This is a genomic window from Corynebacterium freneyi, assembly GCF_030408835.1.
In the GTDB taxonomy this organism is placed as follows: domain Bacteria; phylum Actinomycetota; class Actinomycetes; order Mycobacteriales; family Mycobacteriaceae; genus Corynebacterium; species Corynebacterium freneyi.
The window spans coordinates 2,198,325-2,213,942 of the sequence record NZ_CP047357.1 but is presented as its reverse complement, the minus strand read 5'-3'; the positions used below and the strand labels follow the sequence as shown (position 1 = coordinate 2,213,942).

Annotated in this window: 14 protein-coding genes and 1 pseudogene; 7 read left to right on the top strand and 8 right to left on the bottom strand. The window is 66.2% G+C overall.

Annotation, left to right across the window (positions count from 1 at the left end; genetic code table 11):
* Positions 1 to 29 precede the first annotated feature (29 nt).
* The 3 genes from CFREN_RS09860 to CFREN_RS09850 are packed head-to-tail and all read left to right on the top strand — an operon-like array spanning position 30 to position 4,218.
* Positions 30 to 713 (top strand): class I SAM-dependent methyltransferase, encoded by a 684-nt coding sequence (locus CFREN_RS09860; RefSeq protein ID WP_209654551.1) that lies wholly within the window; start codon positions 30 to 32, stop codon positions 711 to 713.
* Between the two features lie 56 nt (positions 714 to 769).
* Positions 770 to 2,488 (top strand): ABC transporter ATP-binding protein, encoded by a 1,719-nt coding sequence (locus tag CFREN_RS09855; RefSeq protein WP_342356262.1) that lies wholly within the window; start codon positions 770 to 772, stop codon positions 2,486 to 2,488.
* A complete protein-coding gene (locus CFREN_RS09850; protein ID WP_209652231.1) occupies positions 2,485 to 4,218 on the top strand; it encodes an ABC transporter ATP-binding protein in 1,734 nt (577 codons plus the stop codon). Before CFREN_RS09855 ends, CFREN_RS09850 begins: the two co-directional genes overlap by 4 nt.
* 229 nt (positions 4,219 to 4,447) lie before the next feature.
* Here the strand turns inward: CFREN_RS09850 and pth are convergent, their stop codons facing one another.
* The 5 genes from pth to CFREN_RS09825 form a co-directional block, all read right to left on the bottom strand.
* Positions 4,448 to 5,092: an aminoacyl-tRNA hydrolase gene (gene pth / locus CFREN_RS09845; RefSeq protein ID WP_209652233.1), complete on the bottom strand. Its 645-nt coding sequence runs from the start codon at positions 5,090 to 5,092 to the stop codon at positions 4,448 to 4,450.
* A gap of 155 nt (positions 5,093 to 5,247) precedes the next feature.
* A complete protein-coding gene (locus CFREN_RS09840; RefSeq protein WP_209652235.1) occupies positions 5,248 to 5,907 on the bottom strand; it encodes a 50S ribosomal protein L25/general stress protein Ctc in 660 nt (219 codons plus the stop codon).
* A 349-nt stretch (positions 5,908 to 6,256) separates the two neighbouring features.
* On the bottom strand, positions 6,257 to 7,234 hold the full coding sequence (locus tag CFREN_RS09835) for a ribose-phosphate diphosphokinase (RefSeq protein WP_035123086.1): 978 nt from the start codon (positions 7,232 to 7,234) through the stop codon (positions 6,257 to 6,259).
* Between the two features lie 34 nt (positions 7,235 to 7,268).
* The gene (glmU, locus tag CFREN_RS09830) at positions 7,269 to 8,798 is read right to left on the bottom strand and encodes a bifunctional UDP-N-acetylglucosamine diphosphorylase/glucosamine-1-phosphate N-acetyltransferase GlmU (protein WP_209652237.1); all 1,530 of its coding nucleotides are present in this window, start codon (positions 8,796 to 8,798) and stop codon (positions 7,269 to 7,271) included.
* A gap of 100 nt (positions 8,799 to 8,898) precedes the next feature.
* Complete coding sequence (locus tag CFREN_RS09825; RefSeq protein ID WP_244979496.1) at positions 8,899 to 10,185, bottom strand: MFS transporter; 1,287 nt, start codon at positions 10,183 to 10,185, stop codon at positions 8,899 to 8,901.
* A gap of 178 nt (positions 10,186 to 10,363) precedes the next feature.
* Here CFREN_RS09825 and CFREN_RS09820 point away from each other — a divergent pair, with 178 nt between their 5' ends.
* The 3 genes from CFREN_RS09820 to CFREN_RS09815 all read left to right on the top strand — a co-directional run bounded on the left by CFREN_RS09820 (position 10,364) and on the right by CFREN_RS09815 (position 11,713).
* A complete protein-coding gene (locus tag CFREN_RS09820; RefSeq protein WP_209652239.1) occupies positions 10,364 to 10,618 on the top strand; it encodes a hypothetical protein in 255 nt (84 codons plus the stop codon).
* 4 nt (positions 10,619 to 10,622) lie between these two features.
* Positions 10,623 to 10,970 carry a VG15 protein gene (locus CFREN_RS12880; RefSeq protein WP_494337276.1) on the top strand — a complete coding sequence of 116 codons (348 nt, stop codon included), beginning with the start codon at positions 10,623 to 10,625 and terminating at the stop codon, positions 10,968 to 10,970.
* A 473-nt stretch (positions 10,971 to 11,443) separates the two neighbouring features.
* On the top strand, positions 11,444 to 11,713 hold the full coding sequence (locus CFREN_RS09815) for a hypothetical protein (RefSeq protein ID WP_209652243.1): 270 nt from the start codon (positions 11,444 to 11,446) through the stop codon (positions 11,711 to 11,713).
* Positions 11,714 to 11,974: 261 nt separating this feature from the next.
* Here the strand turns inward: CFREN_RS09815 and CFREN_RS09810 are convergent, their stop codons facing one another.
* Positions 11,975 to 12,316 carry a hypothetical protein gene (locus tag CFREN_RS09810; RefSeq protein WP_209652245.1) on the bottom strand — a complete coding sequence of 114 codons (342 nt, stop codon included), beginning with the start codon at positions 12,314 to 12,316 and terminating at the stop codon, positions 11,975 to 11,977.
* A gap of 284 nt (positions 12,317 to 12,600) precedes the next feature.
* Positions 12,601 to 13,692: pseudogene (locus tag CFREN_RS09805) on the bottom strand (type I restriction enzyme HsdR N-terminal domain-containing protein).
* Positions 13,693 to 13,866: 174 nt separating this feature from the next.
* Here CFREN_RS09805 and CFREN_RS09800 point away from each other — a divergent pair.
* Positions 13,867 to 15,174: an ISL3 family transposase gene (locus tag CFREN_RS09800; protein ID WP_209651956.1), complete on the top strand. Its 1,308-nt coding sequence runs from the start codon at positions 13,867 to 13,869 to the stop codon at positions 15,172 to 15,174.
* Here CFREN_RS09800 and CFREN_RS09795 read toward each other — a convergent pair.
* Entirely contained in the window at positions 15,171 to 15,596 is a 426-nt protein-coding gene (locus tag CFREN_RS09795) for a hypothetical protein (protein ID WP_209652246.1), read from the bottom strand. The two genes, CFREN_RS09800 and CFREN_RS09795, sit on opposite strands and share 4 nt — an antisense overlap.
* Positions 15,597 to 15,618 lie beyond the last annotated feature (22 nt).

Here is a 15,618-nt window from a genome sequence, read left to right as displayed (position 1 = left end):
CGGCCCACACACCCCGGAGACAGAACCAGATGAAGTCGATTGCCCAGATCGTCCAGAACAACCGCAGACTCCTCGCGGCCTACGAGGACAAGGTCCAGCCGAGGTTCCTCAGCCGCTATGCGCGTGAACCGATGGACGCCGCCGCCGTGTATCGGAAGCTCCGTGCGCTGGATCCCGGGCCGGATGCGCCGGCCCGGGTTCTCGACCTCGGTTGCGGAACCGGGTGGCTCGCCCGCATGCTCGCCGCCGAGCCTCGATATCGCAGGGCGAACATCGTCGGTTACGACCTGTCGCCCAATGCGATCCGCATCGCCCGCGAACGCGCCGCCGTCGACGGGCTCGGGGCCCGGACGGAATTCCACGTCGCCGACGTCCTCGCGCCGCTCGCGGGAGAGCCCGGCAGGACCGATGAAATCTGGGTGTGCGGCGCGCTCCACCAAATGAAGGATGCGGGTGCCGCGCTCAGCAGGGTCGCCGGGCTGCTCGCCGACGGCGGCATCGCTTACGTGCAGACGTTCGCCGAGGATCCCGACGTGAACGAGCGGGTCGACATGGCCGTCATGGCGAAGATGGGTCACCGGGTGTTCCGGGGCAGCGAGCTCGAGGACCTCGCCGAAGCCAACGGGCTGAAGCTGGGCGGAGCCTCACACGCCGGCATGGTGTACTTCTGCACTCTCACGAAGAAAAGCGCGATCGGGGAGGCGGGCAAGTGAGCGCCGTGGACGGGACCGTAGGCCCGTGGTCGCTGCTCGCCCCGATCCGGACTCGGATGCGTGCGGTGGTCGCGTTATCCGTCCTGTCGTCGGTGGCTACCGTCGCTTCGCTGGTCGGCATCATCGACATCGCGATGACGTACCCGGAGGCCCCGGTGCATCGGACGTGGTTGGCCGTGGTTGTCATCGTCGTCGCCGCGACGGTGCGAATGGCTGCGGACGGCGCCGCCGGCATGCTCTCGCACCGGGCGGATAACGACCTGCAGCTCCACCTCCGGCGCCGGTTGGTTGCCCATATCCGGAAGTTGCCGCTGGGTTGGCTGGACGCCCGGCGCTCGTCGGGGATCATCGGGTCGGTTGAGAAGGACGTCGCGGCTGTCCACCAGCTCATGGGCCACACCGTCGGTGAGACCGTGGTGGCGGTGCTGGTTCCTCTGCTTTCCCTCATCGCGCTCGTCGCGGTGGATTGGCGGATCGCGGCGGTGGCGGTCGTCCCGGTGCTGGTCACCTTCGCCCTGATGGGCGTGATGATTTCGCGCGGAGCCGGTCTTCAGCGCGACTACGAGCGAGCCTCTGAAAAGGTGACGGCTGCGGTCATCGAGTTGGTGCGCGGCATCCCGGTGATGAAGTCCTTCGGACGCGCCAGCCAGGGCGCGGGCCGCTACGATGCCGCGGCGTTGTCGTTCGTCCGCGCGTGGTCCGCCTGGTCCCGGCAGTCGAACATCTATCTCGGGCTCATCGACGTGGTGACGTCCCCGACCACAGTCCTCGCAGTGGTGTGCGGCGCCGGCCTCGCTTTGAGGGACGCCGCGGGCGGCATACCGGAGGGTCTCGTCGCCGGGCTGGTTCTCGGCCTTGGACTCTCCGCGGCGATCGTGAGGGTGGCTATGAACTCCGAACCCATCATCGCGGGGATCGCCGCCCTGAAGTCCATCGCGGAGGTGCTGGGCACGCCGCCGATCGCCGAGCCCGCCGATCCGGTGCCCGTGCACGGAGGCGCGCTCGAGGTCCGGAACCTGGTCTTCTCCTACGGGGATGGGCCGCGGGTCCTCGACGGGATGTCCGCGACGTTCGAACCAGGGACCCTCACTGCGCTGGTGGGGTCCTCCGGTTCCGGAAAGTCCACCGTCGCCCGGCTGTTGGCGCGTTTCCACGACCCCGTTGAAGGCTCGGTGCTGCTGGGCGGCGCCGATCTTCGCGACATCGCCGTGCGCGACGTGCACCGCTCGGTGTCGGTGGTGTTCCAAGATCCGCAGTTGTTCACGCTGCCGTTGCGGGAGAACATCCGGCTGGCCAGGAGAGACGCCACCGACGACGAAATCATGGCGGCCGCGAAGCTCGCGAACCTCGATACGGTCATCGCGGCGCTGCCGAAGGGCCTGGATTCGGTGGTCAACGTCGACGTAACCTTTTCCGGTGGTGAGGCGCAGCGCGTGGCCATCGCGAGGTCGATTGTTACGGACGCGCCGGTGCTCATCTTCGACGAGGCAACCGCTTACGCGGATCCGGCTTCCGAGGCCCTCATCCAGTCCGCAATCGAGCGTTTGGCCCGTTCGCGGACGGTGATCGTGATCGCGCACAGATTGAGCACGATCCGCAATGCCGACCGCATCCTCGTTCTCGATGGGGGAGCGGTCGCGGAGGCGGGTACCCACGACGAGTTGCTTGCGCGCGGTGGCCGCTACCGGGATTTGTGGCGCGCGTTCGCGCTCGACGACGAACCATCCGCCCCGCGGGGCACTGAAGCAGACGATGAAAAGGCGGGGAATCGATGATTCGGGACTTGTGGTCGATGACGGATCGGCGCTCGAGAATGACGCTGGTGTGGCTCATTGCGTTGGCCGCGCTTGCCGCGCTGGCCCAGGGAGCGGCGTTCGTCGCGCTGCTGCCGCTGCTGTCGGCTCTGGCCGAGGGAGATGATGCGACGGCGTGGCGTTTCACCGGCGTCATCGCCGGCCTCGCGGCCGCCCATGCGGTGTTGTCCCTCGCCGCGGGGACGGTCGGCAGGGCGAATTCCGCAGCGGTGCTGTCGTCCCTGTTGCGTTCCCTGGGCGAACGCGTGCTGACGTTGCCACTCGGGTACGTCACCAAGTCCACGGCCGGCCGCTTCTCGGAGATGGCGTCGTCGGGTATCGCGTTCGCGGCGTCCGTGCCGCACGTGATCCTGCGGCCCGTCATCGCCGCTGTGGTTACGCCGACCGTCATCGCTCTCGGAATTCTGGCGGTGGATTGGCGCGTCGGGTTGGTTCTTGTCGCGTCGGCGCCGGTGATCTTCTTCGCCTACCGGGCCATTGGCCGGGTCGGCGGGGAGTCGGACGAAGCGCATGCTGACGCCGTCGCTGCCGTCTCCGGCAGGCTGATCGAGTTCACCCGCGGCCAGCAGGTGATTCGCGCCGCGGGCGACGGTTCGGCGGCGGACGCGATGGTGGATGAGGCGATCCAGGCCCAACACGATGCGTTCGCGAAGGCGACGTCGACGCAGGGGGCGGCCATCGGACGGTTGGGCTCGGTCGTCCATGCGGTGTTCACGGCGGCGGTGATCGTCGCCGTGGCGGTCGCCGCGACGGGCGGGATGTCACCGGCGCATTTGGCGCCGATACTCATCGTGGTCGTCCAGTTCACCGAACCGATCACCACCGCGGGAGCGTTGTCCGGCGGTTTCGGTGCGGGCCGCAACACGTTGGCTGCGTTGCGTGACCTGCGGGCAATCCCCGCCCTTCCCGAACCTGCCGCACCGGAGCTGCCCGACGGGCATGACGTGGAGTTCCGCGGCGTGAGCTTCGGGTACGGGGATAAGAAGGTTCTCGACGGCGTCAGCTTCCGTGCACCTCAGGGAGCGCTGGTCGCCATAGTGGGACCGTCGGGGGCGGGCAAGACGACGGTCATGCGGCTGCTGTCGCGTTTTCATGATCCGGACTCGGGGGAGATCCTCATCGGCGGGGTGCCCTTGCCTCGGATCGGCACCGACGGCGTGAACTCGCTGGTGACCCCGGTGTTCCAGGAGACGTTCCTTTTCGACGCGTCCGTGCGGGACAACGTGGTCTTCGCCGACCCCGGATTCGGTTCCAGGCCCGGTGACGGAGACCGCTTGCGCGAGGCCGCCCGGCGATCCGGGGTGGACCGCATCGTGGAGCTGCTGCCTTCCGGGTGGGATACCCCGGTGGGGGAGGAGGGGACGCTGCTGTCGGGAGGCGAGCGGCAGCGCGTCGCCATCGCCCGGGCGCTTCTGAAGGATTCCCCGGTGGTGCTTCTCGACGAGCCGACGTCCTCGCTGGATGCGGCCACTGAGCGGGCGATCGTCGGCACGATGGAAGCGTTGCGCGGCGATCGCACCGTGATCGTCGTCGCCCATCGCCTGCACACCATCCGCGATGCCGACCTCATCGTCGTGCTTTCGGAGGACGGGACGGTCGCAGAACGGGGCACGCACGATGAATTGCTGGCGAAGGGCGGCCGCTATGCCGAGTCGTGGGCGTGCCGGACGGGGAGTTCCCCGGGCGCCTGATCCTCATCATCTGGTCGATGCCCCTCACGGGCGCCCTGCCGCAGCTTCCCGAATCCCACCGCCAGGCGCTCGGTGGACAGAGCGAAACCGCCGACGAAAACGCCGAGCAGCACGAACACCGACGAGCTGTAAAGACTGAAGCTCCCGGGAACGCGAAAATAGCCCCTTTTCTCATCCCAGTGAAAGTTGGGAGGGAAGGGGGCTCTTTGCTGCCATTTTCCTCTATCTGCTATCGCCCGTGCACCTGGTTCTGAGCAATTTCCAGCCCGCGGCTGGCGATTAGCTCCACTGCCTCCGCCGCGGTGGGCAGGGTGAAAGCGAGTTCCTCGCGCTCCTTGGCATTGAAGTTGCGCAGCACATAATCAGCTGGATCCTGGCGGCCCGGAGGACGACCAATGCCAATGCGCACGCGCATGTAGTCCTTCGTGCCCAATGACTTCGAGGTCGAACGCAGCCCATTGTGGCCATTCTCGCCGCCGCCGCGCTTCAGGCGGATGACGCCGGGATCGAGGTCGAGCTCGTCGTGCACCACGATGACGTCGGTCGGCTCGACGTTGAAGAACTTCGCCAGCGCGCTGATCGGCCCGCCGGAGACGTTCATGTACGTCCGCGGTTTCGCCAGGATCACCTGTCGCTCGGTCTGCGCGTCGCCGGCGCCGACGGTCCAGCGGGTCTGCACGATCTCGGCGTTGGACCGCTTGTGCGCGGAAAACGTCGAGGGCATGGGCACGGTCCGCTCCGCCAGCTCGTCGAGCACCATCTGACCGACGTTGTGCCGCGTGTCCGCGTACTTCGGGCCGGGGTTGCCCAAGCCGACGACGAGGATCGGCGGAGCGTCCGACGGGGCGGGGGGAGTCTTCGAGCGTCCGAACATGCCCGTCATCTTCCCACACCGGGCATGTGGAGGCCCGGCCGCACCCCGGGCATGGCGAAGCCCCCGCCGGAAACAGCGTCCCGGCGGGGGCTTCGTCGCAAAGCACGCGCAATCGGTCGGGGACCGACGCAGGGTGCCGGCTGCGGGGGAGGGTTTTACTCCTCGCCCTCGGCCTCCGCACCCTCGGCCTTCGGCTCGTCCGGGGTCTCCGCCTCGCCCATGCCCTCGACGTCGGCGTCGACGTCGCCGGCCGGGTCCTCGGTGGCCTCGACGATGTTGAAGATCAGCAGCTCCGGATCGTCGGTGAGCTCCAGGCCCTCCGGCAGGGTGACGTTGCCGGCGTGGATCTGCGCGCCCACGTCCAGGCCCTCGACGGACACGACGATCTCTTCCGGAATGGACAGCACCGGGGCGAGCACCAGGATGGTGTCGGCGTCCTGCATGAGCAGGGCGTCGCCCGGGGCCAGCTCGCCCTCGGGGATGACCGGGACCTCGACCTCGACCTTCTCGCCGCGGTGGATGGCGAGGAGGTCGGCGTGGTCGATGTCGAGGGTCAGCGGGTTCTGGTCCAGGGCCTTGACCATGGACAGCTGCGGCTCGCCGTCGATGTCGAGGTCGAGGACGGCGTTGACGCCGTAGTTGCGGATGACGCCGTGGAACTCGATGGAGTCGACCAGGACGTGCTTCGGGGCGCCGAGGTCCTTCGAGTAGATGACCACGGGGATGTCGCCGGCGACGCGGGCGCGGCGGGCGGCGCCCTTGCCGAACTCGGTGCGCTCGCGGGCTTCCAGCTTGATGATGTTGGGCTTTGCCATATCTGACTCCTGCAAATCGTTGGGGTTCGCCGAGTCGATCACGTGGCACGCGTTGGTCCGGGGTGGCCGCGCTTCCCGTTTCGGGGGAGGTGGCGGCGGGTGCCGGGTGGGGCATGCGTCGCGTCGATAACGGGGCCGTCGCTTGCGCGGTGCGCGCGCTCGGGCCACCCTCGCCGAGACATAACTCGTGGGATGTTACCCGATCGGGGGCTGCGGGCGGAAATCGCCCCTGTTCCCGCGGGGTCGGTTCGTGCGTGACGACGAGCCGACGGATGCGAAAACCCGGCCGCTAGCGGGGAGTGGCCGGGTCGTCGTCAAGCAAAGGGCGGCGTGAAGAGCCGCGGCGAAGCTACGCCTGGCCCTCGAAAAGGGTGGTGACGGAGCCGTTTTCGAAGATCTCGTGAATGGTCTGCGCCAGCAGCGGGGCGATCGGCAGGACGGTGAGGTTGTCCCAGCCGTCGGCGTTCTGCGGCAGCGTGTCCGTGGTGATGACCTCGCGGGCGCCGCACTTGGACAGACGCTCGCGGGCCGGGTCGGAGAACACGCCGTGGGTGGTGGCGATGATGACGTCGGCGGCACCGGCCTCGCGCAGCACCTTCACCGCACCGGCGATCGTGCCGCCGGTGTCGATCATGTCGTCGATCAGCAGGCACACGCGACCGTCGACGTCGCCGACGACGCGGTTGGCCACGATCTGATTGGCCACGTCCACGCTGCGGGTCTTGTGGATGAACGCCAGCGGCGCATCGCCCAGCGTGTTCGCCCACTTCTCCGACACCTTCACGCGACCGGCGTCGGGGGAGACCACGCACAGGTTCTCCAGCGAGTAGTTCGCCTTGATGTAGTCGGCCAGGATCGGCATGGCGTGCATGTGGTCGACCGGGCCGTCGAAGAAGCCCTGGATCTGGTCGGTGTGCAGGTCCACCGACACGATGCGGTCGGCGCCGGCGGCCTTGAGCAGATCCGCGACCAGGCGGGCGGAAATCGGCTCGCGGCCACGGTGCTTCTTGTCCTGGCGCGCGTACGGGAAGAACGGCAGGATCGCCGTGATGCGCTTGGCGGAACCGCGCTTCAGGGCGTCGATCATGATCAGCTGCTCCACCAGCCACTTGTTCAGCGGCGCCGGGTGCGCCTGCAGAACGAAAGCGTCGCAGCCGCGGACGGACTCCTCGAAACGGACGAAGATCTCGCCGTTGGCGAAGTCGCGGGCGGTCATCGGGGTCAGCTCGACGCCCAACTCCTTCGCCACCGCTTCACCCAGCTCCGGGTGCGCGCGCCCGGAGAAAAGCATGAGGTTCTTCTGGTTGTCGATCCACTCGCCGGTCATCTACTCGGCCTGGCCTTCCTTATCGGTCTTCGGCTTACGCGGAGGCGTCGGGGTCATCGCCCGCGGCACCGTCGGATTCGGCGGGGGCGTCGGCCGCCGCGACCTGCGCCGCTTCGGCCGCTTCCGCCGCCGGGGTGCCCGGCCGCTTCCGCTGGACCCACCCCTCGATGTTTCGCTGGGGGCCACCGCTGACCGCCAACGCCCCGGGGGGAACGTCGTCCTTGATAACAGTACCTGCACCGGAATAGGCGCCGTCACCCACCTTGACCGGCGCGATGAACATGGTGTCCGAACCGGTGCGGACATGGGAGCCGATGACGGTGCGGTGCTTGTTGACGCCGTCGTAGTTGACGAAGACGCTGGATGCGCCGATGTTGGAGTGCTCGCCGATCTCCGCATCGCCGACGTAGGTCAGGTGGGGGACCTTGGAGCCGCGGCCGATGACGGCCTTCTTGGTTTCGACGAAGCCGCCGAGCTTGCCTTCCTCGCCGAGGACGGTGCCCGGGCGGAGGTACGTGAACGGGCCGACTTCGGCGTCGGCGCCGATGACGGAGTCGGTGCCGTGGGTGCGGTAGACGGTGGCGCCCTCGCCGACGGTGACGTCGCGCAGGGTGGTGTCGGGGCCGATGGTGGCGCCGTCGCCGATGACCGTGCCGCCGAGCAGCTGGGTGCCCGGAAGGATGGTGACGTCGCGGCCGATGCGCACGTCGACGTCGATCCAGGTGGTGGCGGGGTCGACGATGGTGGCGCCGCCGCGCATGGCCTTTTCGGTGATGCGGCGGTTGAGTTCGGCGCCGAGGGTCGCCAGCTGCACCCGGTCGTTGACGCCGGCGACGACCATGGCGTCGTCGATGCGGTGGCCGCGCACGGAGCGGTCGGCTTCGCGGGCGATGCCGATGACGTCGGTGAGGTACAGCTCGCCCTGTGCGTTGTCGGTGTCGAGCTGGGTCAGGGCGTGGCGCAGGGTGGCGGCGTCGAAGGCGTAGACGCCGGAGTTGACCTCGGTGATGCGGCGTTCGTCGGCGGTGGCGTCCTTTTCTTCGACGATGCGCAGGACTTCGCCGTCGGAGTTGCGGACGATGCGGCCGTAGCCGTGGGGGTTGTCGGCGGTCGACGTCAGCACGGTCACGGCAGCGCGTGGCTTGCGGTTGTGCTCGTCGAGCAGTGCGGTCAGCGTCGAGGCGTCGAGGAGGGGCACGTCGGAGGTGGTCACCAGCACGGTGCCCTCGAAGTCGGCGAGCGTGACGTCGTCCAGGGCGCACTGGACGGCGTGGCCGGTGCCGTTTTGCTCTTCCTGGTGGGCGATGCCGACGCCGTTGGACAGCGATCCCTCGGACCGGCCGGCGACCCATTCGGAGATGGCTTCGATGACCTTGTCCCGCTGGTGGCCGACGACGGCGACGATCTGCTGCGGGTCGACGCCGTGGGCCGCGTGCAGGGCGTGCTCCAGCATCGTGCGCCCGCCGATGCCGTGGAGCATCTTGGGGGTGTCCGACTTCATGCGGGTGCCCTGGCCGGCGGCCAGGATGACGACGGCGGTGGGCGTGCCGGTGCCGTTGCTCATGTGCGTCTCCTCGTGCGTTCGTCGTGCGGTTCGTCGTTGGTTTCTTCCCGGGATTCCCCCGAAAACCCTACCCGCCGAGGGCCGCGGCCACGGGTCATGCCTATTCGGGCGTTTGCGCCGACACTTCCGGCAGGGCGCGGGCCATGGCCACGCCCACGAGTCCGAGCACGGCGAAGAATCCGAGGGCCCACATGGAGCCGAGCATCGCCAGGCCGCCGGAGATGGCGCCGGTGAGCAGGAGGATGACGCCCATCGCGGAGTTGGCGACGGCGACGTAGGTGGTGCGTTGGTCGCCTTCGGCCATGTCCACGACGTAGGTTTTGCGGGCGACGCGCACGCCGGTGTGGGTCAGGGTGATCAGGAAGTAGGCGACGGGCAGCGCCCAGCCGGACCAGCCCTCGGCGAAGGCGACCTGCGCCATCACGGCCAGCAGGATCAGGGAGGCCAGGCCGGCACCCCAGGTCATGGTGCTTTTCGACGACCGGTCGCTGAGTTTTCCGCTGATGCGGCCGCCGAGGATTGCGGCGGCGCCGGAGGCGATGAGAAACGGCCCCAGCCCGGAGAGTTCCCCGTCGCCCCGTTCGGCCGACAGGGCCACGAAAAACGTCGGCGACAGGGCGGAGACCAGCAGCAGCGAACGGACGATGACGAAGTTTCGGAACGGCGCGTCGTCGGAAAGCAACTCCCAGGATTCCCGCACCCACGATCCGGCGGGTTCCTCCGAGGTTTCGCCCGCGGGTTCGGTGACGCGGTGGAAGATGATCGCGCCGATGAACCACGTCAACGACGAAATCGCGATCATCCACGTCAACACGGCCGTCGGCAGATCGTCGCTGCCGAACCAGCGGATGCCCAGACCCAGCGTGATGGCGACGAAGCCCGACAGCATCGTCGCCAAGCCCGTGATCTGGCCGCGCTGACCCTTGGGGATCGTCCGCCCCTGGACGTCTTTCGACCCGATCGAGCAGAGCGAACGGCCCAGCGCGAAAACCGCCAGCGCCGAAAGGATGGCCACCGCCGCAGCCGTCCCGTCGAGCACCGCCGCGGACAACGCCATGACCAACGCCATCGCGCCCTGGGTCACCGACCCCGCCACCCACACCGACTTGCGGTGGGCGCGGCGCTTCACCCAAGGTGTCAGCGCCGCCTGCGGCAGCATCGACAGGGATTCGCGGATGGGCACCAGCAGCGCGATCGCCAGGCCGGGGGCGCCCTGCGACGTGAGCAGCCACGGCAGCACCGTCTTCGGGTTGATCACCTGATCGCCGGCGTTCTGCAGACCATTGGCCGCAATGAACTTCATGCCGTTGGCCGGGATGTCGCGGGCGACGTCGTCCGGCATGTCGGAAGTGTCGGCCGGGGACACCAGCTTTTCGTAGAGCGCCATGCATGCAGGTTAGCGGCCTGCACCCCGCTCTTTCGACCAAGTGTTCCCTAAGCGGAACGGGCAAGGGTGAGGTGGTTCGGGCATGCGGCGGCGGTGGGAAATCGCCCCATGGGCTGAGCAATAGGCTGGGAGACCGACGGCGAAAGGCAGATGGCGAAGGCGAGGGGGCCCATTACTGATGAATACCGAGCAGGCACTGGCCGAATTGCTCGCGCTTCCGCAGCTTGCGGATTCACCGGCCCGTGGCCGCTTCACATCTGGGGAAACGGCCGATGCCGCGTCGTGTCTCGCGGAAGACATCGCGGAAGCCAAAGTCCGGATCTCGGAGAAGCAGCGCGACGCTCTCCTCGCTGGCATCGAAGAGTACGCAGATGGTGACCGCGACCTTTTCGAGGCGTACGCGAGACTGTTGAATCCCGAAAACTGGGAATAGCCACGTGGAAGCAGCAGTCGAGGGTGCAAGCCTCGGCCAGTGCACCGCCCCGCACCCCGTGGTTGCGGGGTTCAACGCGACGACCTTCGAGAATCTCTCGGGTGCCTTGAACCGTTTGGTGCTGCAGCCGGCGCGAACGACAATCAGCCAGAACATCGCCGAAGGGATGAAGTTCGCTCGCGTTCCCGAACCGGGCGCCTGCAAGTGGTGCCTGATGCTCGCCTCTCGCGGTGCGGCATATTCCGCGGATACCGCGGGAATGACGGCGGCCACCCGGTATCACGACAACTGCCGGTGCGTTGCCGTCGAGGTTGGTCGGGGGGGGGGCTCCGTTGCCGGCCATCAACCGTGAGCTGGAGGCAGCCTGGAAGCTCGCTGCCAGCAGGGGGACTACCGAGTCTGGGCAACGTCGAGTGTGGGACACCTACCTGAATCGCCGGTCCATGTGCTCTACAGCTGGAGCACTGCACCGCCATGGGGCCGGAAGAACCCGTCAACGACACGCCGCGCGCCGGGCGACTACCGGCGGGACAACCGATTCGGACACCGCCACGACAGCGTTAGGCCGGGCACGAAGTTTGAGGCGTCGTGGTCTGATCAGAAGATCGTAAATTCCGTTCGAGACGTTCTCGACGACCCCGACGAGGTCGAGATTCAAAGGCCACGAGCCTCCAGCGGAGGCGACGGAGGCTACCGGCAACCGGATTACGACTATAAAGTGACCGCAACCGGTACAATCGATGGCACTAAGATATGGGTCAAATACACGGTGATAGACGATGTGGCCCTTGAATGCTACGCCTTTCCAGAAAGGAGATGATGACTATGGCGGCACAGAAATTCGACGATGCACAATCGCTCATCTCCTACGTGTTGGCCAACGGGCCCAAGCCAGATGACGGCGCCGCACGGGTCGTGAATGGCTTCCTGAGGTGCGAGCAATATGCCCACGTTCTCGACTGGTACATGCTGTCGGTCCCCGAAATCCTGGATGACGCCGACATCGTCAGCACCGTTCGCGCAAACATCGAGTTGCTTGAGCCCTTCGACGCCTATGAGGACGTGGCAGACCTCGTCGGCGCGAATCCGTACTAGCTAAACCCACTCCCAGCCCGGCCCGCCCCACCACGGGGCGCGCCGGGCATTGTCATGGAAGGTCCCGCCCATGGTGGGCAACCGGTCCCGAAAACCGGGATGGGACGTTACCGCGTCGAGGTTCGATTCCTCGGCCTTCCGCGGACCCCGCGCCCTGGTTGGTGGCGGGGCCGGTGTTCTTCTTTCTGTCAGACGATGGCGGTGGCGGCACTCTTGCGTGCGGGGAACAGATGGTTCGCGGTTATGCTGCCGTCCTTTCAGTCAGCGTCGCTGGGTGATGGTGGTTTCCAGCATTGAGCCGAGGCGGAGGACTGCGGCGAGGATGCCGCCGAGAACGACGACAACGAGACCAAGAGCCGTTGCCATGCCAGAGCCGGGAGTACCGTTGAGAAGATCGATCAGGCCGAAGGCAATCATCAACGCACCGATCACCATTGCGGTGATGGAGAGGACTTCGAGCCAGCCGCCGGAGCGGAAGTAGGGCTTGCCGTTCGGGCTGGGGATGGGCATGGGTGGTGCCTGTGGCTGTGGTGGTGCGGCCCAATGAACGGCTTCGGGGCGCGGGGTGGAATGCTCGGGGCCTTCGGGGTTCGGATGGGTCATGGGGATAACCTTTCGTGTTCTCCGCGCCAGACGCGGATGAGGTGAGGGGCGACGTCGAGGGCGTGCGCGAGGACGCATCGGCGGGTGATGCGATCGAGGCCGTACCGGAGGATGATTTGCCGCCGTTTCGGCACCCATAGACCGTGCGGCCAGTCGTCGGCGACCGGCACTTCGTCGACGTGCAGTCCCATACTAGCGGCCAACTGGTCGGGGATATCGAGCAAATCGGTCTCCTAAGGCGTCGGTTTGGCTTAGGCTGTTTGGCGGTGGGTGTTGGGTTACCGTCAGATGTTTTCGGCGGCTAGCGCTCGGACGCGTTCGCGGAGAGCCTCGGCGTGATCGTAGATGCCGGCGATCGCGTCGAGATCGTGAACGGACTTGTTACGGTCAGGGTCGAAGATGATGATTCGGGGGACCTTCCGGTCGAATTGGAGCCGGGCGATGGGTTTGCGGTTGTTGTCCTGGTAGAGGATGGCGCAGTAGGACTTGGCGTCTCGGATGGTCACGTCGGTTGCGGGGACTTCGGAGCAGCAGATGGCGCGGATGATGCCGAAGGCTTCGAGTTCTTCTTCGGTGGTCACGATGCCGTCCTCGGGCTCCTCGACCTCGGGGGTGGGGGCTGCAGGTGCGGCGGGAACGGCCGGTTCGTCAACGGCGTCTTCGAGGGCCTGTGCGGAACGCAGTCGACGGTTGACTTCGTCCTTCAGGTACTGGTTCGAGGCGACGGCGACGAGCCTGGTAAACGTCTCGAGGTTTGCCGCGGTCATTCGCCGGGTCGTGACGCGCGCGGCGATCATTCGTACCCACTCGGGGTCGGGGCTGCGGAACAGCGCGGAGAGGACCTTCTTCAGCTCGGCGACGTACTTCAGCTCTTCCGCCTGAGCGGCGATGGTCTCATAGTCGAACTTCTTCTTGGTGCACATTTCCAAGTGCGGGAAGAGGCGCGTGTCGACCTCCGCGAGATTTAGTGTCATGAACGGTTTTTCGTCCATGCGGTTGGCGGCGTCAAGCTGGGCGTAGAACTCGTAGACCTCGCCGTTGGTCAGGATTGCGAATTCGGTATCGGTGACGTTGAAGTAACGCACCAGCTGGTTCGCATGGTTGAGGTCGAGGGGTTCGCCGATCTTCTTGCACTCGATGAGGAACCGGAAGTCATCGCCGGATTTGATGGCGAAGTCGACCTTCTCGCCCTTCTTGATGCCGATGTCGGCGGTGCACTCGGGGACGACTTCGCGCGGGTCGGTGACGTCGTACCCGAGAACCTCATTGATGAAAGGGATGATGAACGCCGTCTATGTGGCTTCCTCGGTTTCAATGATCGACTTCAACTCTCGAACCCGATTGGCAAGAGCGAACACAGCTTGGTCGATAGACATTTGATCCCCTCTGGATTGTAGTTACTCGGTACAACATTAAATGGCTCTTCCGGATCTGGGGTGCGTAGCCGGGATGAGGTACCAAGTATGAGGATCGGGACCCACCACAAGATATAGGGGTCCCTGGTGCGAAGATGAAAGCTCCTACACAACCATCTTTCGCCCCGAGGACCTATGCCCGATTCTACGTCTCTTATTGCTGACACCATCATCCGGACCGTTGAACTCGGCCTGACCATCACGGGCGCCGCGATCGATGAGCGCCACACGTGGATCACCTGCCGCCCGGTGGAACAGGATGCCTCCTGCCCGGCCTGCGGGATGAAAGGCCGGCTGCGTGATCACCGGATCCGTGAACTCGTGGACCTGCCCGTCGTCGGGCATCCCACCCGGTTACGGATCCGGCTACCCCGTTTCACCTGCACCAACACCGCCTGTGCGACAAAGATCTTTCAACAGCAACTCGTGTGCGCGAAGCGGAAAGCCAAGCTCACCGACCGCTGCACCCGCTGGATCCTCCAGCGCCTGGCGATTGACCGCATGAGCGTTGCCGCGATCTCGAAGTCCCTGGACATCGGCTGGGATCTGGTCAACCAGGTAGCCCTCGAACAGGCCTGGGAGCTGATCTACGCTGATCCCACCCACCTGGCCGGAGTCCGCGTCCTGGGGGTGGACGAGCACAAATGGAAACACCGCCGCGGCGACGGTACTCCCGGTTTCGTCACCGTCATCGTCGACCTGACGCCGAACGTGGACGGCACCGGGCCCGCCCGGCTGTTGGACATGGTGCCGGGCAGATCCGCTGAGGTGCTGCGCCGCTGGCTCGCCGCCCGGGAGAAGTCCTTCCGCGACCGGGTGAAAGTCGTGGCGATGGACGGATTCGCCGGCTACCACACCGCCACCACCGAGCAGCTGCCGAAGGCGAGGAAGGTGATGGACCCGTTCCACGTCGTGCACCTGGCCGCCGACAAGCTGACTATGACCCGGCAGCGGATCCAACAGGACACCTGTGGGCATCGCGGCCGGTCAGGGGATCCCTTGTACGGGGTGCGTCGGATCCTGCTAACCCGGATGGGACTGCTGACCGACAGGCAGAAAGCGAAGCTGGACGCGGTGTTCGCTGATGAGCGGCACACGGCTGTGGATGTCACGCACTGGACGTATCAGGACATCATCGCAGCCTATGAGCATCCTGACCGTCGGGTCGGGAAGAGGTGGATGTACAAAATCATGTGCCGGATCCGGAAAGATCTTCCCGCCGGGGTCCAGGAGCTGGGGCAGTTGGGCCGGACGATGTGGAAACGACGGGCCGAGATCCTCGCGTACTTCGACACCGGCGCTTCCAATGGCCCCGTCGAGGCCATCAACGGACGGTTGGAGCACCTGCGTGGCATCGCACTCGGGTTCAGGAACCTCAACCACTACATCTTGCGGTCACTGATCCACTCCGGAGGGTTCCAGGCCAAGATCAACGCACTCTAAAACCGGAAGGGCCCATTAAATCTAGGACATTCACTGGTCACAGGCTCGGAACGCGTTCCCGGCCTGCCAGTCCCAGTGTCGATGTCGATGTTGTCGGTCTTCAGATGCGCCGCGTACCGCTGCGGGTCGATGCCGGCCGTCGGGTCGTCATCATCCACCACGTTCCGGATGGAACGGGGCGGGGTGTTCGAATCGCGCCGGGCGGCGAGGTCGTCGGATTGCATGCCGCCGTCGCCGGCCTTCTCGTCGTATTCGGTCAGCAGCCTTTCGACGTCGACGCCCTGTTCTTCAAGAATATCGAGGATCTCGTACGTCAGGCGGGCGCATTGCTCGACCGAAAGAACGTCGATTAAGTCCGGCAGGAGTTCCGACGCCGAGTTCTTGGCTGCGCGCATGATGTTCTGCACGACCGAGGTCGGCAACGCAGCGGCGGTAACGGCTTAG

Excerpts from the sequence above, each read along its gene's own strand:
- CFREN_RS09860 (WP_209654551.1), top strand. The coding sequence starts at position 30 with ATGAAGTCGATTGCCCAGATCGTCCAGAACAACCGCAGACTCCTCGCG.
- CFREN_RS09855 (WP_342356262.1), top strand. The coding sequence starts at position 770 with ATGCGTGCGGTGGTCGCGTTATCCGTCCTGTCGTCGGTGGCTACCGTC.
- CFREN_RS09850 (WP_209652231.1), top strand. The coding sequence starts at position 2,485 with ATGATTCGGGACTTGTGGTCGATGACGGATCGGCGCTCGAGAATGACG.
- pth (WP_209652233.1), bottom strand. The coding sequence starts at position 5,092 with ATGTTCGGACGCTCGAAGACTCCCCCCGCCCCGTCGGACGCTCCGCCG.
- CFREN_RS09840 (WP_209652235.1), bottom strand. The coding sequence starts at position 5,907 with ATGGCAAAGCCCAACATCATCAAGCTGGAAGCCCGCGAGCGCACCGAG.
- CFREN_RS09835 (WP_035123086.1), bottom strand. The coding sequence starts at position 7,234 with ATGACCGGCGAGTGGATCGACAACCAGAAGAACCTCATGCTTTTCTCC.
- glmU (WP_209652237.1), bottom strand. The coding sequence starts at position 8,798 with ATGAGCAACGGCACCGGCACGCCCACCGCCGTCGTCATCCTGGCCGCC.
- CFREN_RS09825 (WP_244979496.1), bottom strand. The coding sequence starts at position 10,185 with ATGGCGCTCTACGAAAAGCTGGTGTCCCCGGCCGACACTTCCGACATG.
- CFREN_RS09820 (WP_209652239.1), top strand. The coding sequence starts at position 10,364 with ATGAATACCGAGCAGGCACTGGCCGAATTGCTCGCGCTTCCGCAGCTT.
- CFREN_RS09815 (WP_209652243.1), top strand. The coding sequence starts at position 11,444 with ATGGCGGCACAGAAATTCGACGATGCACAATCGCTCATCTCCTACGTG.
- CFREN_RS09810 (WP_209652245.1), bottom strand. The coding sequence starts at position 12,316 with ATGACCCATCCGAACCCCGAAGGCCCCGAGCATTCCACCCCGCGCCCC.
- CFREN_RS09800 (WP_209651956.1), top strand. The coding sequence starts at position 13,867 with ATGCCCGATTCTACGTCTCTTATTGCTGACACCATCATCCGGACCGTT.